General features: G+C 71.6%; 20 protein-coding genes. 14 read left to right on the top strand and 6 right to left on the bottom strand.

The window, feature by feature from the left end:
- Positions 1 to 153 precede the first annotated feature (153 nt).
- The 11 genes from ACGFZS_RS01510 (at position 154) to ACGFZS_RS01460 (ending at position 11,874) form a co-directional block, all read left to right on the top strand.
- Positions 154 to 1,797, top strand: coding sequence for a M4 family metallopeptidase (locus tag ACGFZS_RS01510; protein WP_393793414.1), 1,644 nt, complete (start codon positions 154 to 156; stop codon positions 1,795 to 1,797).
- A gap of 265 nt (positions 1,798 to 2,062) precedes the next feature.
- Entirely contained in the window at positions 2,063 to 2,728 is a 666-nt protein-coding gene (locus ACGFZS_RS01505; RefSeq protein ID WP_393793413.1) for a YceI family protein, read from the top strand.
- Positions 2,729 to 2,963: 235 nt separating this feature from the next.
- A complete protein-coding gene (locus tag ACGFZS_RS01500; RefSeq protein WP_393793412.1) occupies positions 2,964 to 3,494 on the top strand; it encodes a hypothetical protein in 531 nt (176 codons plus the stop codon).
- 168 nt (positions 3,495 to 3,662) lie between these two features.
- Complete coding sequence (locus ACGFZS_RS01495) at positions 3,663 to 4,283, top strand: class F sortase (protein WP_393793411.1); 621 nt, start codon at positions 3,663 to 3,665, stop codon at positions 4,281 to 4,283.
- Between the two features lie 198 nt (positions 4,284 to 4,481).
- Positions 4,482 to 5,810, top strand: a complete 1,329-nt coding sequence (locus tag ACGFZS_RS01490; protein ID WP_393793410.1) for an NAD(P)/FAD-dependent oxidoreductase — start codon at positions 4,482 to 4,484, stop codon at positions 5,808 to 5,810.
- Complete coding sequence (gene nirB / locus ACGFZS_RS01485; protein WP_393793409.1) at positions 5,810 to 8,419, top strand: nitrite reductase large subunit NirB; 2,610 nt, start codon at positions 5,810 to 5,812, stop codon at positions 8,417 to 8,419. The genes ACGFZS_RS01490 and nirB overlap by 1 nt, the downstream gene beginning before the upstream one ends.
- Positions 8,416 to 8,766 carry a nitrite reductase small subunit NirD gene (gene nirD / locus ACGFZS_RS01480; protein ID WP_393793408.1) on the top strand — a complete coding sequence of 117 codons (351 nt, stop codon included), beginning with the start codon at positions 8,416 to 8,418 and terminating at the stop codon, positions 8,764 to 8,766. Before nirB ends, nirD begins: the two co-directional genes overlap by 4 nt.
- A 64-nt stretch (positions 8,767 to 8,830) precedes the next feature.
- Positions 8,831 to 9,415, top strand: coding sequence for a TetR/AcrR family transcriptional regulator (locus ACGFZS_RS01475; RefSeq protein ID WP_393793407.1), 585 nt, complete (start codon positions 8,831 to 8,833; stop codon positions 9,413 to 9,415).
- A gap of 93 nt (positions 9,416 to 9,508) precedes the next feature.
- The gene (locus tag ACGFZS_RS01470) at positions 9,509 to 10,285 is read left to right on the top strand and encodes an SDR family NAD(P)-dependent oxidoreductase (protein WP_393793406.1); all 777 of its coding nucleotides are present in this window, start codon (positions 9,509 to 9,511) and stop codon (positions 10,283 to 10,285) included.
- A gap of 239 nt (positions 10,286 to 10,524) precedes the next feature.
- The gene (locus tag ACGFZS_RS01465; protein WP_393793405.1) at positions 10,525 to 11,457 is read left to right on the top strand and encodes an aminoglycoside phosphotransferase family protein; all 933 of its coding nucleotides are present in this window, start codon (positions 10,525 to 10,527) and stop codon (positions 11,455 to 11,457) included.
- Between the two features lie 27 nt (positions 11,458 to 11,484).
- Positions 11,485 to 11,874: a VOC family protein gene (locus tag ACGFZS_RS01460; protein WP_393793404.1), complete on the top strand. Its 390-nt coding sequence runs from the start codon at positions 11,485 to 11,487 to the stop codon at positions 11,872 to 11,874.
- Between the two features lie 26 nt (positions 11,875 to 11,900).
- Here ACGFZS_RS01460 and ACGFZS_RS01455 read toward each other — a convergent pair whose 3' ends face one another.
- From ACGFZS_RS01455 to ACGFZS_RS01440, 4 genes are all read right to left on the bottom strand, one after another.
- Positions 11,901 to 12,473, bottom strand: a complete 573-nt coding sequence (locus ACGFZS_RS01455; RefSeq protein ID WP_393793403.1) for a YciI family protein — start codon at positions 12,471 to 12,473, stop codon at positions 11,901 to 11,903.
- A 120-nt stretch (positions 12,474 to 12,593) separates the two neighbouring features.
- Positions 12,594 to 14,861: an FtsX-like permease family protein gene (locus ACGFZS_RS01450; RefSeq protein WP_393793402.1), complete on the bottom strand. Its 2,268-nt coding sequence runs from the start codon at positions 14,859 to 14,861 to the stop codon at positions 12,594 to 12,596.
- Positions 14,858 to 15,538, bottom strand: a complete 681-nt coding sequence (locus ACGFZS_RS01445; protein WP_393793401.1) for an ABC transporter ATP-binding protein — start codon at positions 15,536 to 15,538, stop codon at positions 14,858 to 14,860. The genes ACGFZS_RS01450 and ACGFZS_RS01445 overlap by 4 nt, the downstream gene beginning before the upstream one ends.
- Before the next feature lie 11 nt (positions 15,539 to 15,549).
- A complete protein-coding gene (locus tag ACGFZS_RS01440) occupies positions 15,550 to 15,876 on the bottom strand; it encodes a hypothetical protein (RefSeq protein ID WP_393793400.1) in 327 nt (108 codons plus the stop codon).
- Between the two features lie 770 nt (positions 15,877 to 16,646).
- On the opposite strand from ACGFZS_RS01440, the gene ACGFZS_RS01435 reads away from it, so the two are divergent.
- Positions 16,647 to 17,249, top strand: coding sequence for a DUF4232 domain-containing protein (locus ACGFZS_RS01435; RefSeq protein ID WP_393793399.1), 603 nt, complete (start codon positions 16,647 to 16,649; stop codon positions 17,247 to 17,249).
- Between the two features lie 158 nt (positions 17,250 to 17,407).
- Here ACGFZS_RS01435 and ppdK read toward each other — a convergent pair whose 3' ends face one another.
- Both ppdK and ACGFZS_RS01425 read right to left on the bottom strand, forming a co-directional pair.
- Complete coding sequence (ppdK, locus tag ACGFZS_RS01430; protein ID WP_393793398.1) at positions 17,408 to 20,128, bottom strand: pyruvate, phosphate dikinase; 2,721 nt, start codon at positions 20,126 to 20,128, stop codon at positions 17,408 to 17,410.
- 420 nt (positions 20,129 to 20,548) lie between these two features.
- Positions 20,549 to 21,787 (bottom strand): ROK family protein, encoded by a 1,239-nt coding sequence (locus ACGFZS_RS01425; RefSeq protein ID WP_393793397.1) that lies wholly within the window; start codon positions 21,785 to 21,787, stop codon positions 20,549 to 20,551.
- Positions 21,788 to 21,907: 120 nt separating this feature from the next.
- On the opposite strand from ACGFZS_RS01425, the gene ACGFZS_RS01420 reads away from it, so the two are divergent.
- Complete coding sequence (locus ACGFZS_RS01420; RefSeq protein ID WP_393793396.1) at positions 21,908 to 23,404, top strand: hypothetical protein; 1,497 nt, start codon at positions 21,908 to 21,910, stop codon at positions 23,402 to 23,404.
- A gap of 64 nt (positions 23,405 to 23,468) precedes the next feature.
- Positions 23,469 to 25,406: a glycogen debranching N-terminal domain-containing protein gene (locus tag ACGFZS_RS01415; protein ID WP_393793395.1), complete on the top strand. Its 1,938-nt coding sequence runs from the start codon at positions 23,469 to 23,471 to the stop codon at positions 25,404 to 25,406.
- Positions 25,407 to 25,600 lie beyond the last annotated feature (194 nt).

The raw sequence follows: 25,600 nt of genomic DNA, 5'->3' as shown, positions 1-25,600 counted from the left end.
CTGAGGGTCACGCATTCGAGGAGAGAACTTTCGTTCCCGCCGAGAAAGCCTGCGTACGCCGCCCCTCTCTCACCCGCAAGAGCACGCTCATGTACCGCTGATGCAACCCGTTCACACCCCCCACGCCTTCGAGGCGCATCTCCAAGGAGACCGATGAGCCGGACACGGAACACCCGAGCCTCCCGTCTCGCCACGGCGGGCGTCGCCGTCACCAGCGCGACCCTGCTGGCCGCCGCGCTGTCCCCCGCCGCCCACGCCGACACCAGACCGACCAGGGCCGCCGCGATCGAGAACGCGGCGCAGGCGCTCGTGCAGTACGCGGGCACCCTGGGACTCACGTCCACCGAGGGCACCTCGGTCCGGGACGTGGTCGTGGACAAGAACGGCACCCAGCACGTGCGTTACGACCGTACGTACCGGCAACTCCCGGTCCTGGGCGGCGACTTCGTCGTCCACCTCAAGCCGAACGGCAGCTACCGCGGCGCCGACCGCGCGACCCGGGGCAAGATATCCCTCGCCTCGATCGTGCCGAACATATCCGCGCCGAAGGCCGCCGACCTCGCGGTGAACGCGCTGCGGGCGGCGAACCTCGGCGACGCGCTGAAGCAGGTGCAGGCGAAACCGCAGCTGGTCGTCGACGCCCTGCACGGCACGCCGAAGCTGGCCTGGCGCACCAACGCGGTCGGCAAGGACTCGCTCGGCAACCCGGTCGCCCGCACGGTGCTGACGGACGCCCGCACCGGCGCCCAGATCGACGCCTGGGACAGCATCGAGACGGCGACCGGCGACGGCCAGTCGCTGTACAGCGGCACGGTCCCGCTGCAGACCACGCAGTCCGGATCGTCGTACAACCTCACGGACCCCACCCGCGGCAACACGTTCACCGGGGACGCGGCGAACAAGACCGACCTGTGCATCTTCGGCATCTGCATCAGCCGGGCGCCCAACACGGTGTTCACCGACGCCGACAACCACTGGGGAACGGGGGCCACTTCGGACCGCGCCTCGGCTGCCGTGGACGCCCAGTACGGCACCAACGAGACCTGGGACTACTACAAGAACGTCCACGGCCGCAACGGCATCGCCGGGGACGGCAAGGGCTCGTACAACCGCGTCCACTACGGCAACAGCTACAACAACGCCTTCTGGGACGACAGTTGCTTCTGCATGACGTACGGCGACGGTGACGGGACCACCTTCGGCCCGCTGGTGGCGCTCGACGTGGCCGGCCACGAGATGACCCACGGGGTCACCTCCAAGACGGCGGCCCTGACGTACTCGGGCGAGTCCGGCGGCCTGAACGAGGCCACCTCCGACATCCTCGGCACGCTGGTGGAGTGGTACGCCAACAACTCCTCCGACCCGGGCGACTACCTGATCGGCGAGAAGATCGTCCGCTCCGGCTTCGGCAAGACGGCGCTGCGCTACATGGACCAGCCCTCGAAGGACGGCAGCTCGGCGGACTACTGGAGCTCCTCGGTCGGGAACCTGGACGTCCACTACTCCTCCGGCGTCGCGAACCACTTCGCGTACCTCCTCGCGGAGGGCAGCGGCGCGAAGACCATCAACGGCGTGAGCTACAACTCGCCCACCTACAACGGCTCGACGGTCACCGGTATCGGCCGCGACAAGCTGGGCGCGATCTGGTACCGCGCGCTGACGGTCTACATGACGTCCTCGACGAACTACGCGGGCGCCCGGACGGCGACGCTCAACGCGGCCAAGGACCTGTACGGGGCGGGGAGCACGGAGTACAACGCCGTGGCGGCCGCCTGGAGTGCGGTGAACGTGAACTGAGTCATGGCGGCGGCCGTCCCGGTGAGCGAACCGGGGCGGCCGTCGCATACACCTCGGACGGCATCGAATGGCGCAATTCAAGGAATTGAGCCCGCGGAGTCGATCCGCGGAGTCGATCCCGCGGAGTTGGGGAATTCCGGAATGCTTCCTGAGCGGAATCCATGGTGAAGATGTGCGGTTTCCGTGACGGCCCACCGAATTCCTCAACGACCATGTCCGTACATGTACTTGCGGCAATTCCCCACGTGCACTAACTAGATAAAACATGAACTTGTTCAGCCGCCCCCACACCGCGCGCCGCACCCCCACGGCCCCGCCGCGCCCCACGACGGCACCGGCCTCCCCCACCTCCGCGCCCGTCCTGCTCGACCCCGCCCTCGCCGCCCTCACCGGCGAATGGATCGTCGACCCGGCCCACAGCAGAATCGGTTTCTCGGTCCGGCACGCGATGGTGACGACGGTCCGCGGAGCGTTCACCGAATACAAGAGCCGCCTCTACTTCGACGGCCGCGACCCGTCCCGTTCCCAGGCGGAACTCATCCTCTCCACGGGCAGCGTCGACACGGGTGTGGAGCAGCGCGACGCCCACCTGGTCGGCCGCGACTTCCTCGACGCCGCCGCCTTCCCCCGCATGCGCTTCCGGAGCACGGCGGTCCGCCTCACATCCCCCGACGTGTACGTCATGACCGGCGACCTGACCATCAAGAACACGACGCGTCCGGTGGACCTGGAGCTGACCTACATCGGCCATGTCACCGACCCCTTCGGCTACCAGCGCGTCGGCTTCGACGGCACCACCACCATCAACCGCATGGACTGGGGCCTGGCCTACAACTCCCGGCTGGCGGAGGGCGGCGCGATGGTGAGCGAGACGGTCCGGCTGCAGTTCGACATCGCGGCGATCCGGACGGTGCCGGAGGGCGCGGTGTAGCCGATTCGACGGCCGTCACCCGTTTCACTCCCGCCGGGCCCCCATTCGTGTGTTCTTCACACTATTCCCTGCGCAGCCCCTTTGACCTGCTCGAATTCCCCCGCAACCCGCGTCGCGAACCGCCTCTGTGACACCCGTTCATCCCACAGCCGACGGAATCTCGGGGAGCGGGGCCGGGCCGCCTGCTTTTACCTCGGTAGAGCAAGGGAGTGGACGAGCTCGACGGAGGAGCACCATGCGACGCACCGCCCGTCTGCTGGCCGGGACCGCGCTCGCCGTGGCCGCGGCCGGTGTGGCCGCCGCGCCGGCGTACGGCGGCGGCACCGGCACCGGCACCCTGGACGTGTACCCGTCGACCGCGGCGCCGGGCGGCCAGGTCAGCGTGAACACCGCGGCCTGCGGGGAGAAGGGGTCGGCGGTCGGCGACGCCGGCTCCGTCGGCGCCGGCACGTTCACGCTGGCGCCGAGCGCGCACGAGGGCGAGGCGATCGGGCAGTTCCGGGTGCCGCCGAGCGCGCAGCCGGGGACGTACGAGATCGTCGCGAAGTGCGCCGACGGGACCCGGCAGGTGACCGGGGACCTGACGGTGGCGCTGACGCCCGCCGCCGCCGGGCAGCTGCAGCCCCACGGCAGTGTGAAGACGGGGGTCGGTGGTGCCCTGGGCACCGACCCCGTGCAGACCGCGGCGGGTGTGACGGCTCTGGCCGTCGCCGCCGCGGGTGGTACCTGGCTCCTGCATCGCCGGGCGAGAGGCGATGTGATCTGACGGACACCCTCCGCTGTCCGTCCGCCGGTACCGCACATCCCACCCCCTCCGGGTCCGACGCCCCTCGCGGCCCGGAGGGGGTAGGGGGTCACGTCTGCCAGAGGTTGTCACCATCGCCGGCAGCTGGTCCCCCTGTGAGACGTTCCCACCTCTGAGAGAGGGGTTCGCATGCGCAAGATCGGGGACACCGCGATAGCCGCCGTCACCGTCGTAGCCCTCGGCTCGGGCATCTGGCTCCTCGCACCCGGCGCCGGAGCGCACACCCCGCCGCAGCCGTCCGCCGCCGAGGGCCGCCCCGACCCCGTCGAGGAACGGCTGCGGGCTCCCGCGCTGCCGCACTCCCCGCCCACCCGGATCCGTATCCCCGCCATCCGTGTGAGCGCCCCCCTCATGGGCCTCTCCCTCACCCCCGCCGGCAGCCTGGACGTGCCGCCCGCCGGCGAGAAGAACCTCGCCGGCTGGTACGAGGCCGGGACCGCCCCCGGCGAGACCGGCACCGCGATCGTCGCCGGGCACGTCGACAACACCGAGGGCCCCGCCGTCTTCTACGACCTCGGCGGCCTCAAGCGCGGCGCGACCATCGAGGTGGACCGGCAGGACAAGGCCGTCGCCGTGTTCACCGTGGACGCGGTGGAGGTCTACCAGGCCCGCGACTTCCCGGACGAGAAGGTGTACGGCGCCGCTCGGCGCCCCGAGCTCAGAGTGATCACCTGCGGCGGCGGCTACTCCCGCACGACCGGCTACCAGGGCAACGTGGTCGTCTTCGCCCACCTGACCGGCAGCCGCTGAGCCGTACACAACCGGGGCCCCTCCCCCTACTGCCTGCGCCGCGGCCCGGCCGCACCCCCGCGTTTCCCCCACCTCACAGCCCCCGCCGGCCCGCCCCCGGACCCCTCACACCCATCCCCGGTCTCCGAAGAGGGCAGCGTTCCTCGTGGGAAACAGTGGTGATGCGGCCGGGTAACGTCGGCCGCGCACGCTCCTGACATGACCTCGAATTCGCGTGTGGTGGTGATCGGCGCCGGCCTCGCGGGCGTCCGTCTCGCCCGGCGGCTCGGTGAGCTCGACAGGGCTGACGTCTCCGTGACGCTCGTCGGCGACGAGGAGCACCGCCCGTACAACCGGGTGCTGCTCGCCGAGGTGCTGGCCGGCCGCTACGCCCCCGAGGTGATCGCCCTCCCCGCGCCCGCCGGCCTCGTCCGCACCCGGGTGACCGGCATCGACCGCGCCGCCCGGACCGTCGGCTGCGCGGACGGCACGGAGATCGCATACGACACGCTGGTCCTGGCCACCGGCTCCAACCCGGTACTCCCGCCGCTGCGCGGCCTGTTCAGGGACACCTACCTCGCCCCGGCACACCGGGCCGAGGAGCCGGCCCGCTCCTCCGGCCGGGGGTCCGGGGACTGTCCCCCGGGCGGGCACAGCACGCCCGACCACGTCCTCCCCGAGGGCGTGCACGCGTTCCGGACCATGGACGACTGCCTGGGACTGTCCAAGACGGTACGGCCCGGAGTGCGGGCGGTGGTCGTCGGCGGCGGGCTGCTCGGCGTCTCCGCGGCCCGCGCGCTCGCGGTGCGCGGCGCGAGGGTCGTCCTCGCCCAGCAGGCGGAACGGCTCATGGAGCGCCAGCTCGACCCGGCCGCCTCCAAGCTCGTGCTGCGCCACCTGAAGGACCTGGGCGTCGAGGTGCACACCGAGTGCCGGGTGCGGGACGTGCGCTGCGTCGGCGGCGCGGTCCGCTCGGTGGAACTCGCCGACGGATACGTCCTCGACGCCGATCTGGTCGTCGTGGCGTGCGGGGTCCGGCCCCGGACCGGCCTTGCCCAGGACGCCGGACTCGCCGTCCACCAGGGCATCCTCGTCGACGACGAACTGCGCACCTCCGACCCGCGCATCCACGCCATCGGCGACTGCGCCCAGCACCAGGGGACGGTGTACGGCCTGGCGGCACCCGCCCTCGAACAGGCCGAAGCGCTCGCCGAGTTGCTCGCCGGGAACGGCGACTCCCGCTACACCGGCACCCGTTCCCTCACCCGGCTCACCCTCGCCGGCACCGACTCCCCGCCCACGACGTTCGACCTCGCCGCGTTCGGCGAGACCGAGGCCCGCCCCGGCGACGACGTCGTACAGCTCGCCGACGCCACCCGGGGCACGTACCGCAAGGTCGTCGTCCGTGACGACCGGCTGGTCGGCGGGGTCCTGGTCGGCGAACTCGGCACCGTCGGCGCGCTCGCCCGCGCCTGGGAGGGAGCAGAGCCGCTGCCCTCCGACGGCGGGCCGCTGCTCCACCTGCTCACCAACGATGGAGGCTCCTGATGACCACCGCCGCCCCGGGGGCCACCCCCACGATCGTGCTCGTCGGCCACGGCATGGTCGGCCAGCGCTTCCTGGAGGCGCTCGCCGAGCGCGGCCTGACCGCCACGCACCGCGTGGTCGTGCTGTGCGAAGAGCCGCGTCCGGCGTACGACCGGGTCGCCCTCACCTCGTACTTCTCGGGCCGGACCGCCGAGGAACTCTCCCTGACCGACCAGGAGTTCATCGAGACGCACGGCATCGAGCTGTACGTCGGCGACCCGGCGGTGACGGTCGACCGCGAGGCGCGGAAGGTGACGGCCCGGTCGGGCGCGGTGTTCGCGTACGACACGCTCGTCCTCGCCACCGGTTCCTTCCCGTTCGTGCCGCCCGTCCCGAACAAGGACGCCACCGGCTGCTTCGTCTACCGCACGATCGAGGACCTGCTCGCGATCGAGGAGTACGCGAGGACGGCCACGACGGGTGCCGTGGTCGGCGGCGGCCTGCTCGGCCTGGAGGCGGCCGGCGCGCTCAAGGGCCTCGGACTCACCTCGCACATCGTGGAGTTCGCGCCCCGGCTGATGCCCGTCCAGGTGGACGAGGGCGGTGGCGCGGCCCTGCTGCGCACCATCGAGGAGATGGGGCTGAGCGTGCACACGGGAGTGGGCACGCAGGAGATCGTCGTCGACGAGACCGGCGCCGTGACCGGCATGAAGCTGTCCGACGGTTCCGAACTCGCCACCGATCTGGTGGTGTTCAGCGCCGGTGTCCGGCCGCGCGACCAACTCGCCCGGGACTGCGGGCTGTCCGTCGGCGAGCGCGGCGGCATCACGGTCGACGAGCAGTGCCGTACCGTCTCCGACCCGCAGGTGTTCGCGATCGGCGAGTGCGCGCTGGCGGCGGACGGCCGGGTGTACGGCCTGGTGGCGCCGGGTTACGAGCAGGCCGAGACGGCCGCCGCCACCATCGCCGCCGACGAGGCCGCCTTCACCGGCGCCGACCTGTCCACCAAGCTGAAGCTGCTCGGCGTGGACGTGGCCTCCTTCGGCGACGCGCACGGCACGGCCGAGGACTGCCTGGACGTCGTCTACTCCGACTCCCGCTCCGGCCTGTACAAGAAGCTGGTCATCGGCCGGGACGGCACACTCCTCGGCGGCATCCTGGTCGGGGACGCGGAGGCGTACGGCACGCTGAAGGCCTTCACCGGCTCCGTCCCGCCGGTCTCCCCCGAGTCCCTCGTCCTGCCCGCCGGAGCCGGGGAGTCCGTGCAGCTCGGCCCGACCGCGCTGCCGGACGACGCGATCATCTGCTCCTGCAACAACGTCCGCAAGGGCACCATCCGCGGCGCGGTCACCGAGCACAGCTGCACCACCGTGCCCGAGGTGAAGAAGTGCACCAAGGCCGGTACGACGTGCGGCAGTTGCGTCAAGGTGCTCGGCCAGCTGGTCACGGCGGAGCTGGAGGCGTCCGGCGTCGAGGTCGACAAGGGCCTGTGCGGCTGCTTCGCGCAGACCCGCGAGGAGCTGTACGAGATCGTCCTCGCGCTGCGCCTCAACACCTACCAGGACCTGCTGGACCGCTACGGCCGGGACGGCGCCCGGGGCGGCGACGGCTGCGAGGTCTGCAAGCCGGCCGTGGCGTCGATCATCGCCTCCCTCGCCCCGACGATCGGCGCGAGCGGCTACGTCCTGGACGGCGAGCAGGCCGCGCTCCAGGACAGCAACGACCACTTCCTCGCCAACCTCCAGAAGAACGGCTCGTACTCGGTCGTCCCGCGGATCCCCGGCGGCGAGATCACCCCCGAGGGGCTGATCGTGATCGGCGAGATCGCCCGCGACTTCGGCCTCTACACGAAGATCACCGGCGGTCAGCGGATCGACATGTTCGGGGCGCGGGTGGAACAACTCCCGCTGATCTGGACGCGGTTGGTGGACGCGGGCTTCGAGTCCGGGCACGCGTACGGCAAGTCGCTGCGGACGGTGAAGTCCTGCGTGGGCTCGACGTGGTGCCGGTACGGCGTCCAGGACTCGGTGCGGATGGCGATCGACCTGGAGCTGCGCTACCGCGGTCTGCGCTCGCCCCACAAGCTCAAGTCGGCGGTCTCCGGCTGTGCCCGGGAGTGCGCGGAGGCCCAGTCGAAGGACTTCGGCGTGATCGCCACCGCGGGCGGCTGGAACCTGTACGTCGGCGGCAACGGCGGCGCCACCCCGCGCCACGCGGACCTGCTCGCGCAGGACCTGTCCGACGCCGAACTGGTCCGGCTGATCGACCGTTTCCTGATGTTCTACATCCGTACCGCGGACCGCCTGGAGCGCACCTCGACCTGGCTGGAGCGGATCCCGGGCGGCCTCGACCACGTCCGTGACGTCGTCGTCGAGGACTCCCTGGGCATCTGCGAGGAGCTGGAGTCGCTGATGGCGGCGCATGTCGCCCACTACGCCGACGAGTGGGCGTCGACCGTCAACGACCCGGAGAAGCTCGCCCGGTTCGTGTCCTTCGTCAACGCCCCCGACACCCCCGACCCGGTCGTCGGCTTCGTGCCCGAGCGGGACCAGATGAAGCCCGACCTGCCGCTGCTGTCCATCGGCATGCGCCCCACCGAAGAGGTCCTGGAAGGAAGCGCCCAGCGATGACCCTGGCACCCGAGACCACCGACCTGAAGGTCCAACTGCGGCTGGAGGACAGCTGGTTCACGGTCTGCGACCTGGACCGGCTGACCCCCGGCCGGGGCGTGGCCGCGCTGCTGCCGGACGGCCGCCAGGTCGCCCTCTTCCGCGACCGCGCGGACCGGCTGTACGCCATCGACAACCGCGACCCGTTCGGCGGCGCGGCGGTCCTCTCCCGCGGCCTGACCGGCACCCACCAGGGCCGCCCGTTCGTCGCCTCGCCCCTGCTGAAGCAGCGCTTCGACCTGGCGACCGGACAGTGCCTGGACGACGAGACGGTGCGGGTGGCCGCGTACGAGGTACGGACGGCCTGAACTCCCCACCCTGCCCTCCAGGCTTACTTGACTGATCGTTCTGGAAAAATCTAGGCTCTGGCACATGGCCAGGACCAAGGAGTTCGACCCGGACGCCGCGCTGCTGTCAGCCCTGGAGCTGTTCTGGCGGCGCGGCTACGAGGCGACGTCCATGGCCGACCTGGTCGAGCACCTAGGCATCGGCCGGGCCAGCCTCTACGCGACCTTCGGCAGCAAGCACGACCTGTACCTGAAGGCACTGGACCGCTACCAGCAGGACCGCCTCCCGCCCCTGCTGGGGGCCCTGTCCCAGCCGGGCCCGGTGCTGCCGGCCGTACGCGCGCTGGTACGGCAGTACGCCGACGAGTCCGCCACCGACGGCCTGCGGCTGCGCGGGTGCATGGTCACCAACGCGGCGGCCGAGCTCGCCCCGCACGACCCGGCCGCCGCGCGCAGCGTCGAACACGACTGGGACCGCGTCGAGACCGCCCTGCACGCGGCGCTCGTCCGGGCCCAGGCCCAGGCCGAACTCCCCGCCGACCGGGCGCCGCTGGCCCTCGCCCGCACCCTGCTGGTCCTGCTGCAGGGCCTGCGGGTGGTGGGCAAGGCCTCGACGGACCCGGCACGGGTCCGGGACGCGGCGGACCAGGCACTGCGCCTGCTGGACTGACCGGCACTCCCCGCCGACGCGGGGATTTTTTTCACCTCGATACTGAACCGATCGTTCAAGAAAAGGGAAAAGGGAAAGGGAGAGATCGCATTGATGACTACCACCACCGGGGATCGATTCTCGGGTCGTACGGCGCTGGTCACCGGCGGCGGCAGCGGCATCGGGCGGGCCGTCGCCCTGGCGTTCGCGGCGGAGGGCGCGCGCGTGGTCGTGGCGGGCCGCCGCGCCGAGCCGCTGAAGGAGACGGTCGCGCTGATCGAGGAGCGGGGCGGCGCGGCGCTGGCGGCGCCGGCCGACGTCTCGCGGTCCGGGGACGCGGAGGCGCTGGTCGTGGCCGCCGTGGACCACTTCGGCTCGCTGGACGTGGCGGTGAACAACGCGGGGCTCTTCCGGGGCGGGGTGCCACTGGCCGACCTCCCGGAGGCCGACTGGCACGAGCAGCTGGCGGTCAACGTCACCGGCGTGCACCTCGCGCTGCAGGCCGAGATCCGGCGGATGCGGACCCAGCCGACGGGCGGCGCGATCGTCACCGTCTCCTCGAACTTCGGCGTCCACACCACCGCCCCCGGCGCCGCCGCCTACGCGGCGACGAAGGCCGCGGTGACCGCGCTGAGCCGGGGCGCGGCACTGGACCACATCCGCGACGGCGTCCGCATCAACGTGGTCAGCCCCGGCGCGACCGCCACCCCGATGTCGCTGCGATCGGGCGAGACGGACGCGGACCGGGCGGAGCGGGCGCGGGCCACCCTTCCCCTGGGCCGGGTCTCGGCCACGGAGGAGATCGCGGCGGCCGTGCTCTACCTGGCCTCCGACGCCGCGGCGTCGGTGGTGGGAACGGACCTGCTGGTGGACAGCGGCGCTTCGCTGTAGGCGCGGGCCTGGGAGGGCGGGGCGCCGGGGCCGCCGGATTCGACCGTCGGCCGGGGCCTGCCGTCGGACGTGGCCGCCGGATTCGACCGTCCGTCGTGGCCGCCGGACGTGGCCTGCCGTCGGACGTGACCGCCGCCTTCGACCGTCCGTCGTGGCCGCCGGACGTGGCCTGCCGCCGATCGTGGCCGTACCCCGCACTGCCCGCGCACGGTCCGGCCGGCGCCGCGTAGGGTGCCGGGGTGATCGGCATTCCGGAGGCACTGGTGCGGGGCACGATCGACCGCGAGGGCGATCGTGGGGCGGCCTGGATCGCCGAACTCCCCGCGATCGTTGCCGACTTGCTGGAGCGCTGGGAGTGCGTGCCCGACGGTGAGGTGACGCACGGGGGTGTCGGTCTGATCGTCCCCGTGCGACAGCGGCCCACCGGCACACGCGCCGTCCTGAAGGTGTCCTTCCCGCACCCCGGAAACGTCCACGAGCCGGACGCCTTCGAGGTGTGGGCCGGCCGGGGCGCGGTGCGGCTCCACCGACGTGACGACGCCCGTTTCGCCCTCCTCCTGGAACGGGCCCACCCGACCACGCTCGCCGCACTGGAGTCCGACGACGAGACGGTGGTGACCATCGCGGGCCGCCTCAACCACCGCCTGGCCGTCCCGGCACCCCCGGCCCTGCCCCGCCTCCGGGACCGGGCGGAGCTCTGGGCGGCGGAGCTGCACCGGAACGCGGCAGAGCTGTCCCACACGCTCCCGCCCCGCGTGACGGAGGCGGCCGTCGCCACGGCCCGTGAACTGGGCCTCGCCCAGCCGGACACCCTCGTCCACGGCGACCTGCACGCACGGAACATCCTGCGGGCGGACCGGGAGCCGTGGCTCGCCGTCGACCCGAAGGGCTGTGCCGGCGACCCGGCGTACGACGGCGGCACCCTGCTGAAGTCCCGCGCGCTCTCGCTCATGCGGGCCGACCACCTCGCCAGGGCCGTCCACCGTCTCCTCGACGTCTTCGCGGACGCGGCGGAGCTGGACCGCGAACGTGTCGGACGCTGGGCCCAGTTCCACGCCGTGCAGGCGGCGTTCTGGGGTCGCCGGCACGGGTTCCGTATCGCCCGGAGCGGCCCCGGGCGGGACCGCGTCACCGAATTCGCCGACACACTCGCGGAGTTGCTGGTCGCGTGACGTCACCCGGCCGTACAGGATGCGCCCATGGCCCACCTCCACGACCTCGTCTTCGACGCCGCCCACCCCGCCTCGGCGGCCCGCTTCTGGGCCGCCGCCCTCGACGACTACGCCATCGCCCCCTACGACGACACCGAACTGGCCCGCCTGCGCTCCCTGGGCATCGACAGCCCCGAGGACGACCCGACGGTCCTCCTGGAACCGGCGTCGGGTGGCCCGCGCCTGTGGTTCCAGCTCGTCCCGGAACGGAAGCAGCTGAAGAACCGCGTCCACCTGGACGTCCGCGCCGCCGACCCGGAGGCGGAGACGCTACGCCTGACGGCCCTCGGGGCGTCGGTGCGCGCCCGCCACGACGATCACACCGTCCTGGCGGATCCGGAGGGCAACGAGTTCTGCCTCTTCCCCCTGACCCCCTAGCGAAGGCCCACCCACCCTGCCCCCCCTCACCGCCGCCCGCCGAACTCCCACTCCTGCACCTCGACATCCGCGTACCGCACCGGCGCCAGCACGGCCCGCGCCGCCTCCGGCCCCTCCGCCCGGACCAGCGCCGCCGTACCGACCCACACCCTGCCGTCATCGGACAGCAACGGCCCGAACGCGATCAGCTCGTCACGACCGCCCCCGCCCGGCAGTCCACCCTCACCACCACCCCCACCCTCACCGTCCTGCACCGGCCCGAGCCCCACCACCAGGTACCGCCTGCCACCGGTCCGCCCACCCGGGAACTCCCACATCGTGCGCCCCAGCAGATTCCGCCACCTCCGCAGCAGCACGTCCCGGTACACACCCGCCTGATAGTTCGGCTCGTCGAAGGCGAACGCCCGGGCAGCCGCCGGATCCGGCAGCTCGACAATGTGCACACTCCCACTGACCGTCTCCCCGTCCGCCCCGAACGTCGGCCCCCGAGCGATCAGCCCGTCGTCGTACCGGTCCATGTACGACCAGTGCTCCTCCACCAACGCCCCACGCAGCACCCCGGAACCGGCCCGGTCCCTGTGATAACAGAAGAACTCCATGCCCCCGAAGCCTTCCGCAGGTCCCCCGCCGACTCAACCGCACCTACCCACACCCCGACGACCGGAGGGGGCGACCCCCTGATACCGGGTGCCGCCCCCTGCCTCAACTACCTCTCGGTCTCAGTCCCGCCGAATCAGCTCCGGATCGATCCGCCGCCCCACGAGCGGCAATGCGCCCAGCGCGGCGACCACGATCACGGCCAGAGTGCCGACGAGGAGGACAGGCAGCCCTTCGCCGTCCCAGAAGGTCGCCCCCTGGCAGTAGACCAGGTACCCGGACTCGGCGACCCTTCCGACCACCACGGCCAGGACCAACCCCACGGTCAATGGCAGGACGACCTGGGTGACCTGCACGGCTCGCAGGGTTCGAGGGCGGGCGCCGAGGAGCGAGAGGGCGGTGACCTGGGAGCGGCGCTCGACGGCCCGGTCGGTGGCCGCCACCACGAACGCGGCGACGGCGATGACCAGGCCCAGGACCATGCCGACGGTGAGGAGCGTCCTGACTACGGCGAACTCCTGGAAGTCGGTGGGGTTCACTCCTTCGGGGGTGACTTCGATGGTCGGGCCGATGCGTCCGATGCCGTCGAGAACCTGGCGGACGGTGTCCGGATCGGATGCACTGACCAGGACGTACCTGCCCCATCCGGGGCGGGCGTCCGTCGGCAGCACGGACGGTGGAACGAGCACCGGCTGAATGCCGAGTCCGATGCTGTCCAGGGCGCGGTACCGGACAACTCGCTCGGGCACTGTGAGCTGCGCGCCGCTCTGTCCGGTCTTCGACGAGAGAAGAATCTTCCGCCCGGCGAAATCCGGCCCGCCCGTGTACCCGTCGCCGTCCCACAGTCGGATCGGTTGCCCGTCGGCGCAGTCACCGACCCATGCCACCACTGCCCGCAGTTGCGCGCACGTGGCCACCACGACATCAGGGGCCTCTGCCCACTCCGAGGCACCGACCAACGAGGCCTGCAGGGTGATCACATGGCCTCGAACACCCGGAAGTTGTTCGAGCGACTTCCGCTGCCCTGCGGTGAGTTGGTCGTAGGGCATGTCATAGCTCTGCAGCGGGGAGGAGTTCCTGATGCTTTCGTCGAACTGGATCAGCACCCCCTGAGCCAATGAGGTCACGAACACGAGCAGGACCAGGCCCGCGGACACCCGCAGCACGCCCCCCGGCTCGGCTTCGTTGCGTCGCATCGCGAGACTGAGCGCGAGAGAACGGGTCGATCGGGCGAGCCGTCGCGCGAAGAACCGGCTCACCGACGGAAGTGCCGCCACGAGGCCGAACCCGATCAGGAGCGCCGACGAGGGAATGAGCAGCGCGGGCAGAAAGCTGCCATCGGGTACATGCCCTGTCGCGCCGGCCACGCAGTACCCCGCAGCGATGCCCGATCCTGCGAGCAGCGGGAGAAACCCCCAGGACGAAGGTGCCTTCTGCACCGCTGACCTGCGTACGGCGAGCGGGTTCGCCGCCGCCTTCCGTGCACTGGCGCGTCCCACGAACCAGGCGAGCACGGGGCAACCGGCCAGGCATGCCACGAGTGTCGAAGCGGACAGCGCGCCGTCCCCCGGATACCACGTGAACCCGGGAAGGCCGACCCGGGCAGCGAGTTGGTTCAGGACCCAGAACTCACCCAGCCCGAGAACGGCACCGAGTCCGGCCGCGGCCACGGTCTCGGCAGCGTTCACCCGCTGCACCTCTTGGATGCTCATGCCGATCAGTCGAAGGGCGGCAAGTCTCCGGGATCGTTCCGCGGCGGAGAGACGGGCGCACACCGACAGGTACACAACGAGCGGCAACAGGACGACGCACGCCATGGTGAAGCGCAGGCTGTCGAGTGCCGACGGGTCCAGGGCCGGGGGCGGCGCCGAGTCGTGTCCGAACCCGGCGGCGCGTCGACCGTCGGGGAGGTCGTCGCGGTTCGTGCCCACGTAGGCGACGAGTTCGTCCGGACGGGCCAGGCCCTGGGGGCCGATCAGCCCCGCTTCCCGCCCGGGCAGGCGGTGGGCCAGTCCCGGCTCCCTGCCCAGCAGTTCACGCAGGCTCGGGGATACAAAGACCTCTCCAGGGCCGGGGATGGCCTTCAGGCCCGGAGGCGGCACCACGGCCGTCGGGCCCCGGGCCATGAAGACGCGGGTGAGGACGTGTGAGCCGTAGGGATCGGCCCGTTCCAGCCACAGGGGCAGGCCGGCAGTCGCCCCGGAGTGGGGGGAATCGGGCTGCCGAGCCGCCACACGGCCATCCTGGACCGCCAGGATGCCGGGAATCGTCAGCATGATCGCCAGACAGCACGCCCCCATCGAGCTGCCCAGCGTCATGAGCGCGAATCGCACGCGGTTGCCGCGACCGCTGCCGAACAGCAGTCGCAGCCCCAGCATGAGTTCTCTCACCGGGTCAACGCTCCCTGCAGGGTGAGCACCCCGTCGACCATGGTGTACCTGGTGTCCGCCCGGGCCGCGATGTCCGGATCATGCGTCACGAGTACGACGGCCGTGCCCTGGGAGCGGGCCAGCACGAGGAACTCATCCAGCACGGCTTGCGCGTTGACGCTGTCGAGGGCGCCGGTCGGCTCGTCGGCGAACACCACCGCCGGCCGGTGCACAAGGGCGCGGGCCACGGCGACTCGTTGGCACTGCCCGCCGGAGACCTGCGACGGGCGTCGCCCGCGCAGGTCTGCGAGACCGAGCCGGCCAAGTACCTCGCCTGCGGCGGCGAGCGCCTCCGCCTTCCGCTGTCCTGCCAGGCGCAGCGGCAGCGCGGCGTTTTCCTCCACGGTCAGTTCGGGAAGGAGCTCGCCGTACTGGAAGACGAAGCCGAACCGGTCGCGCCGCAGGGCACTCAGCTCACTGTCGTCGAGTTCACCCAGCGAGCGTCCCTCGAAGCGGATTTCACCACCCTGGACCGGCAGGACGCCTGCGAGGCAGTACAGCAGCGACGACTTCCCCGACCCGCTGGGACCGGTGATGGCGGCGATCTCACCTCGCCGGACCCCGATGTCGGCTCTCTTCACCACGTGCGAGGAGCCGTAGGCGAGCTCGATTCCCCGAGCTGCGAGCACTTCGTGCATCGTGAACCTGCTCAGTCCTTCTGCGGAGACGTCAGGTGCAGTTGGGCGGAGCAGAGTTCTCCTCTGATGGACCCCCGGTCCACGCACAGGGTGATGTAGGCGTCGTCCGTGTACCGCTGGGCTCCGTCCCAGTTGTAGTGGTGCAGGTCGACGGCCTTGCCCTGCTTTCCGTAGTAGCGGACCGGCGGATGGCCCTCGACGCGAACCGCCACGAACACGTTGTGCCCATCGCGCGGGGCCGCATCGACCAGCCGCCCGCTCCACTCGAACGAACCGTGGTTCTGTCCGGCCGGGTTGAACCGGTAGCGCCCCTTTTCGAAGGCAGCCGCTCGATCCACCGGTTTGAGGGACAACTTCTGCCACGACGAAGCGAACGCCGTCCCCGCACCCGCGAGAAAGACACCGGCCGCAACAAACCCCACCACTACCTTCTTCAACACGCACCTCTCCCAGAGCCCCGGTCACCCCAACGACAACCGGAGTTACAGAAAGTAGCGATCAAACTACGTGGCGAATCCTTCAGCCTCTTGATCACCATCAGATCAGGTGATCCAAAACAGGACACCGGCCGAAATCCGACGATCCCCCGCCGCACCTGGCGGTGGCCACCGACTGATGGCCGGGGGCCACAGAGGATCCCCGCAGTCCGAGCGGCCGTCGACGGCCATGATCAGGTCAGCCTCGGCGAGCAGGGACCTCAGGACGTGGACGAGGCCTTCGGACCTGCTCCCCGGGTGCCAGGTATCACCGACGTACAGGCCCGCATCGTGTTCACCGACGGCGGCCGCCGGAGACCCTCATCCTGCTCCCCGGGACCCGCAACTGCGCGGCGGTCAGCGACATCCTCCGGCTGGACAGACTCCTCGGCCGCCTCCTGGACGCCGACGGCCGGTCCGTCGGGGTGGTGCCGGCGGACCAGTGGGCGGAGCCGTCGGTGTGAAGGGGGGCGGCGGGGCGCGCGTGCCGGCGCTCGGGGCGGGAGAAATTGTCGCGAAATACGGCGAACATTTCCGCCGTGGCGCGCATCGAACCTGGTGTAGGGCACAAGAAGACGGCGCCGGACGCGGACGCGGCTCGCGGCGCAGAGTACGAGTGGAGCACCGTCATCGTGAACGAACACCGGAACACCACCGACCAGACCCTCGTCACCCGTTCCACGGCGAGGCGCCGCTCCGGCCGCAGGCTCGGCCGTGCGGTGCTCGCCGTGGCCGCCGTCGCCGGCCTGGGCCTCGCCTGGGCGGGCACCGCCTCGGCCGCGGGCACCAGCGGCGCGAGGACCACGCCGACCTGCTCGGCCTCCGCGCTCAAGGCCACGTTCGGCGAGCAGCTCGCCGGTGGCATGAACCACGAGGGGGTCGTGATCAGGCTGCGCAACCTCAGCGGCAGGACCTGTGTGCTGCGCGGCTACCCCGGTCTGGGCCTGGAGAACTCCCGGCACAAGGCCCTCACGTCCCACACGCACTGGGGTGACACCTGGTACGCCAAGGACCCGGGCCGCAAGACCCTCACCCTCAAGGACGGCGAGAGCGCCGAGGCCGTCGTCGCCTGGACGCACGCCAACACCAGTACCTCGGGCGCCGTGCGCGCCTCCTACCTGGAGATCACCCCGCCCGCCTCCACCCAGCACAAGACACTCGCCTTCCCCGAGTGGGTCGACCACGGCGACCTCTCCGTCACCGCGCTCGCCAAGCACATCACCGTCAACCACTGACAGGCGGAGAGCGGAGAGGGGCGGCACCCCCGCACAGGGTGCCGCCCCTCCTCTTGCGTGCCGGGCCCGCCGCCCATCGGTCTTGAGGGTCGGGGACGGACGGCGGACCCGGGGTTCGGCGGAGGCCGGTCGGGGCCGGCCTCTGCGGTTGGCGCGTCTCAGCGGTGGTCGCTGCCCTGTGACTCGGTCGCGGCGCGGCCGGCCTCCAGGCGGGCCACCGGGATCCGGAAGGGGCTGCAGGAGACGTAGTCGAGGCCCACCTGGTGGAAGAAGTGGACGGACTCGGGGTCGCCGCCGTGCTCGCCGCAGACGCCCAGCTTGAGGTCGGGGCGGGTGGCCCGGCCGGCCTTGGCGGCCGCCGCGACCAGGGAGCCGACGCCGTCGCGGTCGATGGTCTCGAAGGGGGAGACCCCGAAGATGCCCTTCTCCAGGTAGGCGGTGAAGAAGGAGGCCTCCACGTCGTCCCGGCTGAAGCCCCAGACGGTCTGCGTCAGGTCGTTGGTGCCGAAGGAGAAGAACTCCGCGGCCTCGGCGATCTGGCCCGCAGTCAGGGCGGCGCGCGGGAGCTCGATCATCGTGCCGATGGAGAGCTTCAGGTTCGTGCCGGTGGCCGCCTCGACCTCGGCGATGACCTGGTCGGCCTCCTCGCGGACGATCTCCAGCTCCTGGACCGTGCCGACCAGGGGGATCATGATCTCGGCGCGCGGGTCGCCCTTGGCGTTCTTGCGTTCGGCGGCCGCCTCGGCGATCGCGCGGACCTGCATGGTGAACAGGCCGGGGATGACCAGGCCCAGGCGTACGCCGCGCAGGCCCAGCATCGGGTTCTGCTCGTGCAGCCGGTGGACGGCCTGGAGGAGGCGGAGTTCGTTCTCGTGCGGCTCCTGGCGGGACTCGGCGAGGGCCACGCGGACCGAGAGTTCCGTGATGTCCGGGAGGAACTCGTGCAGCGGGGGGTCCAGGAGGCGGACCGTCACCGGGAGGCCGTCCATCGCCGAGAAGAGTTCGACGAAGTCCTTCTTCTGGAGGGGGAGCAGGGCGCGCAGGGACTCCTCGCGGTCCTCCTGGGTGTCCGCCAGGATCAGGCGTTCCACCAGTTCGCGGCGGTCGCCGAGGAACATGTGCTCGGTGCGGCACAGGCCGATGCCCTGGGCGCCGAAGCGGCGGGCGCGCAGGGCGTCCTCGGCGTTGTCGGCGTTGGCGCGCACGCGCAGCCGGCGCTTGCGGTCGGCGAAGGCCATGATGCGGTGGACGGCCTCGACCAGTTCGTCGGCGTCCTGGGCGCCCGCGTGCATCCGGCCCTCGAAGTACTCGACGACCGGGGACGGTACGACCGGGACCTCGCCCAGGTAGACCTTGCCGGAGGAGCCGTCGATGGAGATGACGTCGCCCTCCTCGACCACATGGCCGCCGGGGACGGTCATCCGGCGGCGCTTGGTGTCGACCTCGAGGTCCTCGGCGCCGCACACACACGTCTTGCCCATGCCGCGGGCGACGACGGCGGCGTGGGAGGTCTTGCCGCCGCGGGAGGTGAGGATGCCCTCCGCGGCGATCATGCCGTCGAGGTCGTCGGGGTTGGTCTCGCGGCGGACCAGGATGACCTTCTCGCCGGAGCGGGACCACTTGACGGCGGTGTAGGAGTCGAAGACCGCCTTGCCGACCGCGGCGCCGGGCGAGGCGGCGATGCCCCGGCCGACCTGCTGGGCCTTCGCCTGCTCGTCGAAGCGCGGGAACATCAGCTGGGCGAGCTGGGCGCCGGTGACGCGCTGGAGGGCCTCGGTCTCGTCGATCAGGCCCTGGTCGACCAGCTGGGTCGCGATCCGGAAGGCGGCGCCCGCCGTGCGCTTGCCGACGCGGGTCTGGAGCATCCACAGCTGACCGCGCTCGATCGTGAACTCGATGTCGCAGAGGTCCTTGTAGTGGTTCTCCAGCGTCTCCATGATCTGCATCAGCTGGTCGTACGACTTCTTGTCGATCCGCTCCAGCTCCGCGAGCGGGACCGTGTTGCGGATGCCCGCGACGACGTCCTCGCCCTGGGCGTTCTGGAGGTAGTCGCCGTAGACGCCCTGGTGGCCGGAGGCGGGGTCGCGGGTGAAGGCGACGCCGGTGCCGGAGTCGGGGCCCAGGTTGCCGAAGACCATCGAGCAGACGTTGACCGCGGTGCCGAGGTCGCCGGGGATGCGCTCCTGGCGGCGGTAGAGCTTGGCGCGGTCGGTGTTCCAGGAGTCGAAGACCGCGCGGATCGCGAGGTCCATCTGCTCGCGCGGGTCCTGCGGGAAGTCCCGGCCGGCCTCGGTCTTGACGATCCTCTTGAACCTGGTGACGAGCTTCTTGAGGTCGGCGGCCTCCAGGTCCGTGTCGACGGTGACCTTCTTGGCCTCCTTCGCCGCGTCCAGGGCCTCCTCGAAGAGCTCGCCGTCGACGCCGAGGACGGTCTTGCCGAACATCTGGACGAGGCGGCGGTAGGAGTCCCACGCGAAGCGGTCGTCGCCGGCCTGCTTGGCCAGGCCCTGCACGGACTTGTCGGAGAGGCCGATGTTCAGGACCGTGTCCATCATGCCGGGCATGGAGAACTTTGCTCCGGAGCGGACCGACACCAGGAGGGGGTTGTCGGCCTGGCCGAGCTTCTTGCCCATCCGCTGTTCCAGCGCGTCGAGGTGCGCACTCACCTCGTCACGCAGTGCCGCCGGTTCCTCGCCGCTGTCGAGGTAGACCTTGCACGCGTCGGTCGTGATGGTGAAGCCGGGGGGAACGGGGAGCCCCAGGTTGGTCATCTCGGCGAGGTTCGCGCCCTTGCCACCCAGGAGGTCCTTGAGGTCCTTGTTTCCCTCGGTGAAGTCGTAGACGAGCTTCGCTACGTGGGGTTCTTTGTTTTCCGACACGGGTCTCGACTCCCTCGAGGACGCGGTGGCTGCCCTGACGGCGAGGAACATACCCAGATCGAAGGCGCCTGGGTACGTCTACTTGCGTGTCATGCGCCCGTAACCAGTCGTCCGCCACCGGATCGAAAGTCAAAGCTTGGCAAGCGGTGACACGGTTGTGTTTTCACTTCTTGAACACAAGAACGCTCAGCACGGCACTTTACCGCTCATGTGAGCGGTCATACCGCACACCTGATTTCGATCGATGAACGATCAAGGGGTGGCACCCAGTGCCACCCCTTGGAGAAGTGCAGTCGCCCATGATCCGCTCATCTGAGCGCAACCCTTATCAAGGGTGGCGAGAATCACGCTCCCACAGACGCGCGGATTTCACCATGCGGACGCGGATCCGGACGCCGCGACCAGCCGGAAACCGGCCCGTCACACGCCCAGCGACAGCAGCCGCTGCTCCGCCCGCTCCGGCGCGTACAGATGCTCCACGACCAGCGCTCCGGCGCCGATCAGCCCCGCCCGCTCCCCCAGCCGCGAGGTGACGACGTCCAGGTGAGCGGTGGAGCGGGGCAGCGCCCGCTGGTAGAGCAGTTCGCGTACGCCGGTGAGGAACGGGGTGCCCGCCAGGTCCCCGGCGATCATCAGCACGCCGGGGTTGAGGAGGGTGACGACCGTCGCCAGCACGTCCCCGACGCTGCGGCCGGCGTCCCGCGCCAGGGCGGCCGCCTCCGGATGGCCCGAGGCGAGCAGATCGCGCACATCTGAGCCGGACGCCGCCGGAACCCCGGCCTCCGCCAGCCTCCGGGCCACGGCGCCGCCGCTCGCGACGGCGGCGAGGCAGCCGTAGGAACCGCAGCGGCACTGCGCCTCCGCGCCCACCCGGATATGACCGATGTCCCCGGCGCCGCCGTCGATGCCCCGGTAGATCGTGCCGTCGACCACGACCCCGGCGCCGATACCGGTCGAGACCTTCACCAGGACGAACGCCGAGCAGTCCGGGTATCCGGTGCGCTGCTCGCCGTACGCCATCAGGTTCGCGTCGTTGTCCACCAGGACCGGCACGGCCGGCGCGCCCGTGTGCTCCGTGAAGGCCCGGGCCGTGCGGCCCCTTATGTCGTAGCCGTCCCAGCCCGGCATGATCGGCGGCTGGACGACCCGGCCGGTGTCCGTGTCGACCGGTCCCGGTACCGCGAGGCCGATCCCGCACACCTCCGTGGCTCGGTGGCCGGCCTTCTCCAGCAACTCGGCGAACCAGCGGCCGAGTTCGGCGAGCACGGCCTCCGGGCCGTCCTGGATGACCGCCGTGCCGGAGTGCTCGGCGAGGATCTCCCCGGTCAGGGACAGTACGGCGGCCCGGGCATGGCGGGTCTCCAGGTCGGCGGCGAGGACCACCGCGTGGGAGTCGTCGAACTCCAGGGTGATGGACGGGCGGCCGCCCAGCGGGGAGTCGACCGGGCCGCCCGCGCCCTCGCGCAGCCAGCCCGCGCGGAACAGCCGGTCCAGCCGGAGGCCGACGGTCGCCCGGGAGAGTCCGGTGGCCTGCTGGAGGGCGCCGCGCGTCACGGCCCGGCCGCTGCGGACCAGTTCGAGCAGGTCGCCGGCGCTGGCCGGCCCGCCGCCCTTCCCTGTCCCACCGGCCCTGCCGGTCCTGCCGGGACGTCCGGTCATGCGCACCCCCTTGTGTTTCTCAAGCTTGCATTACATATTGAGTTTTGCGTGTTAAATAGACGTAACCCTACGGTAGCCACTGCCGAACCCGGCCGGCCGAACGTCTTCGGGGAGTCCCGAGTGGATCGCACTGCCCAGCTCACCACCCCTGCACTCGATCGCGGGATTGCATACGATCCACCGCCCCTGTCCCCGACCGGGCCGGGGTCCCTGCACGTCAGGGCCGCACGGGTGCTCGACGGCAACTGGACCGGCGCTTCGACCGTGCCCTCCCGGAACCTGTATCCGCACCAGTGGTCGTGGGACTCGGCGTTCATCGCGATCGGGCTGCGGCACCTCTCGCCGCTGCGCGCACAGACGGAGCTGGAGACGCTGCTGGCCGCCCAGTGGGCCGACGGGCGGATCCCGCACATCGTGTTCAACCCCTCCGTGCCCCTCGACGCGTACTTCCCGAGCCCCGACTTCTGGCGCTCCTCGACCGCGGGGCGCGCTGCGGGCGCCCCGCGCACCGTACAGACCTCCGGGATCGTGCAGCCACCGGTGCACGCGCTGGCCGCCTGGCTGGTGCACCTCGCCGACCCGGGCCTGTCCCGGGCGCGCGGCTTCCTGGCCGGCGTCTACCCGCGCCTGGCCGCCTGGCACCGCTATCTGCTGCACCGGCGGGACCTGGGCGGCGGCGGGCTGGCGTCCGTCGTCCACCCCTGGGAACAGGGTATGGACAACAGCCCCTGCTGGGACGCCCCGCTGGCCCGGGTCGCGCCCGCCCCGGCCCGTTCCTTCCGCCGCGCCGACCTGGAGCACGGCGCCGCCGAGGACCGGCCGACGGATCTGGACTACGGGCGGTACGTGCGGCTGGCCGCCGACTACCGGGACGCCGAGTACGCCGACCGCAAGCGCGAGTTCGCCGTCGAGGACCCCGCGTTCAACGCGCTGCTCATCGCCTCCGAGCATGCCCTCGCCCGTATCGCACGGGAGTTGGGGGCGACCGGCACGGCCCGGCACGCGCGGGCACAGCGGCTGACGGCGGCGCTGGTGGACCGGCTCTGGGACCCGGAGAGGGAGATCTTCCTCTGCCGGGACCTGCGGGCCGGCGGGAGCGGCACGGACGGTGCGAGCGGTGCGAGCGGCACGGACGTCGCGGACGGCACAGGCGGCACGGGCGGCACAGGCGGCACGGGCGGCGGGCTGATTCCCGAGCGCGGGGTGTCCGGGCTGGTCCCGCTGCTGCTCCCGGAGCTGCCGCGCGAGATCGCCGCCGCGCTCGTCCGCACGCTGAGCGGCCCGCACTTCGGCACCGGCACCCTCCTGGTCCCCAGCTACGACCTGCTCGGCGAGGCCTTCGACCCGCACCGCTACTGGCGCGGCCCGGCCTGGTTCAACACCGGCTGGCTGCTGGAGCGGGGGCTGCGCGAGCACGGCGAGCGGGAGCGGGCGGACGCGCTCGCCGAGGCGGTCCTGCGGACGGCCGACGCGAGCGGGTTCGCCGAGTACGTCGACCCGTACACCGGCGAGGCGTGCGGCGCGACCGGGTTCAGCTGGACGGCCGCCCTCGCGCTCGATCTGCACCACCGGCAACGGGCGCCGCATGACGAGCGTCAAAATCTGGACAAGAGCTGACAAAACGAGGTGTCTTCGGTGGACACCGCACGTTCGACCTGAAGGACAAAGGAGGGGACCGGGGATGACGGACCGGCATCATCTGCTCGTGCACGGCGCGACGTTCGCCGCCGTGGACGACCGCGGCGACATCAGCGGCGTGCGGGGCGGGGGCTCCCCGGACGGCTTATTCGTACGGGACGCCCGCCACCTCAGCCGCTGGCAGCTGACCGTCGACGGGGCACTGCCCGAGGTGCTCACACCGGTCGGCGACGGGGACGGCACCCGCTGCGTCCTGGTCCCGCGCGGCGGCCGCCAGGAACCGCCCGCGCACACGCTCTTCCGTGAACAGGCCGTCGGTGACGGCTCGTTCGTCGAGTCCCTGCGGGTCACCAGCAACCGCCCGGTGCCCACCACGATCCGCCTCGCGATCACCGCCGACGCGGACTTCACCGACCAGTTCGAACTCCGCGCCGACCACCGCACCTACACCAAGTCCGGTGCCGTCCGCTCCCGCCAGGTCCTCGACGACGGACTGGAGTTCAGCTACCGCCGGGGCGAATGGCGATCCGTCACGACGATCACCGCCGAGCCCGCGCCGGACGGCGTGGAGGAGACCGGGACCGGCGCCCGGCGGATGGTCTGGACGCTGGAACTCGCCCCGCACGGCACGACCGAGCTGGTCGTCCGGGTGATCGGCCGCCCGCACGGCGACCGGCGGGCGCTGCGCGTACCGCGCGACCCGGCCGCGCTCAACGAACAACTCCTGGCCCTGGAAGGAGAGTTCGTGGAAGGCGTGGCCTTCCCGACCGGCTGGCCGGAGCTGGCGGCGGCCTGCGCCCGCGGCCTCGCCGACCTCGCCACCCTCCAGGTGCCGGCCACCGGCCCGGACGGCGAGGAGCTCAAGGTCCCGGCGGCGGGCGCCCCCTGGTTCCTCACCCTGCTCGGCCGCGACGCCCTCCTCACCTCCCTCTTCGCCCTCCCCTACCGCCCCCGGCTGGCCGCCGCCACCCTCCCCGCGCTCGCCGCCACCCAGGCGACCGAGGCCGGCGCGCACTCCGTGGCCCAGCCCGGGAAGATCGTCCACGAGGTACGGCACGGGGAACTGGCCCACTTCGGGCAGGTGCCGTACGGCCGTTACTACGGATCCGTCGACGCCACCCCGCTGTTCCTGATCCTGCTGGGCACGTACGTGGAGCAGACCGGGGACGTGGAGCTGGCCCGGCGGCTGGAGCGCAACGCCCGGGCGGCCGTCGGCTGGATGCTGGACCACGGCGGGCTGACCTCGCGCGGCTATCTCGTCTACCGCGCGGACAAGGGCGGCCTCGCCAACCAGAACTGGAAGGACTCCCCCGGCGCGATCTGCTCCGCCGACGGCAGCCGGCCGATGGGCACCGTGATGGCGGCGGGGGCGCAGGGGTACGCGTACGACGCGTTGCGCCGGACGGCGTGGGTGGCGCGGACGGTGTGGGCCGACGAGACGTACGCCGCGCTCCTGGAGCAGGCCGCCGCAGATCTGCGGGACCGGTTCCAGCGGGACTTCTGGATGCACGAGTCCTCCTTCCCGGCGCTGGCCCTCGACGGGGAGGGCCGGCCGGTCGACGCGCTCGCCTCGGACGCGGGGCACCTGCTGTGGTCCGGGCTGCTGGACAAGGAGTACGGGGAGGTGGTGGGCCGGCGGTTGCTGGAGCCGGACTTCTTCTCGGGGTGGGGGGTGCGGACGCTGGCCGCGGGGCAGGCGGCGTACCACCCGCTGTCGTACCACCGGGGATCGGTGTGGCCGCACGACAACGCGCTGATCGCGCTGGGGCTGGCGCGGTACGGGCTGCACGACGAGGCGCGGGCGGTGGCGCACGGGCTGGTGGACGCGGCCACGGCGGGCGGGCACCGGTTGCCGGAGGTGCTGGCCGGGTACGGCAGGGACACGCATCCGGAGCCGGTGCCGTATCCGCATGCGTGTGTGCGGGAATCGCGGTCGGCGGCGGCGCCGTTGGCGTTGCTGACTGCGGTGGGGGGTGCGTAGGGGGGTCGTGTGTAGGCTGCGGGCCGGTGGGGGCTGGTCGCGCCCCGCGGCGGAGCCGCATATCGGCACAGCCCCGCGCCCCTTCAGGGCGCGTTGACTGGGCGTTTGCCGGGTATTTGCCGTTGGCCCTGAACAGGGGACTTGGGCAAACCGTACGGGAAGTCGGCGGGCCCAGGCCTCCCCAGCGTTGGTCC

This window comes from Streptomyces sp. NPDC048288, assembly GCF_043201555.1.
In the GTDB taxonomy this organism is placed as follows: domain Bacteria; phylum Actinomycetota; class Actinomycetes; order Streptomycetales; family Streptomycetaceae; genus Streptomyces.
Note: the sequence above shows the minus strand (reverse complement) of the source record. Positions and strands in the feature narration are given on the sequence as shown.